Below are 1,137 nucleotides of genomic sequence, written 5' to 3'. Positions count from 1 at the left end.
CCTGTCAATCCTGTTAATCCTGTCTAAGTTTCTTGTTTTTTATGACAGGGTTTCAGGAGTAAGTCTAAAAATCATCCGGGCTGATAAAAAACCTTCATCCCCCCTCTTGCCTAGTGAATTACCGAGATGTAGTAGAGGGATGTTCTATTTGCCGTTTAATGAAGGTCTGCCTGATAAGCATTTCTTCCCGGTCGGCAGATGGGCGAAATTTTTATCACAGGTAATAAACAAATGAAGCTTATACCGTCCATACTGGAATATTTTTTTGAGGACAAAACCGCCAAGAACAACATCCTGGCTCTTCTGAAGTTTTTACTTGTTCTGGTTGTGATGATGGTCCTGTACACCCTGCTTTTTCACTGGATCATGGTCATAGAGGGCCAGGAACACACCATCCTTGATGGTCTGTACTGGACCGCGGTGACCATGAGTACCCTGGGATACGGGGACATCACCTTTCACACGGACCTGGGAAGGATGTTTTCCGTTCTGGTTCTGCTTTCCGGAGTTATTTTTCTGCTGGTCATGCTCCCGTTTACCTTCATCCGCTTTTTTTACGCCCCCTGGCTGGAGGCGCACAACAAGGCCAGGACCCCCAGGGAGCTGCCGGAAAAGACAGCCGGACATGTACTCTTAAGCAACTTCGACCCCATGATCACCAACCTGGTGGAAAAGCTGAAACAGTACAATTACAACTACTGCATCCTGGTGCCGGAACAGCAAAGGACCCTGGAACTGCATGACCAGGGCTACAAGGTAATGCTGGGAGAACTAGACGACCTGAAAACCTACCGAAAATCCCGCGCAGACAAGGCCGAGCTGGTCCTGCTCAACAACGACGACCACACCAACACCAACGCCGTGTTCACCCTGCGCGAGCTGAGTTCAAACACCCAGGTCATTGCCACCGCGGAAACCCTGGAATCCGTGGACATCCTGCAGATGGCCGGGGCCAGCCAGGTGCACCAGTTCCCTGTTATGCTGGGCCAGGCCCTGGCCAGGCGGGTGCTGGGGGTAAGCATGCACGCCAATGTCATCGGCCGGTTCGGAGACCTGCTCATCGCTGAAACTCCGGTCATGCGCACCCCTCTGGAAGGCAAGAAAATCATTGAGAGCAAACTCAGGGAAACCACCGGG

2 protein-coding genes are annotated in these 1,137 nt (G+C 51.7%); both read left to right on the top strand.

What is annotated here, in order from left to right; genetic code table 11:
* The coding region (locus tag D5S03_RS12030) for a hypothetical protein (protein ID WP_287044196.1) at positions 1-235 on the top strand (235 nt) is incomplete at its 5' end.
* Positions 232-1,137 (top strand): potassium channel family protein (locus tag D5S03_RS12025; protein ID WP_287044194.1); only part of this gene is annotated, 906 nt, incomplete at its 3' end. The genes D5S03_RS12030 and D5S03_RS12025, both read left to right, overlap by 4 nt.

This window comes from Desulfonatronospira sp. MSAO_Bac3 (assembly GCF_003838035.1).
Classification (GTDB): Bacteria; Desulfobacterota; Desulfovibrionia; order Desulfovibrionales; family Desulfonatronovibrionaceae; genus Desulfonatronospira; species Desulfonatronospira thiodismutans.
This window is presented reverse-complemented; position numbering and strand designations above follow the sequence as displayed.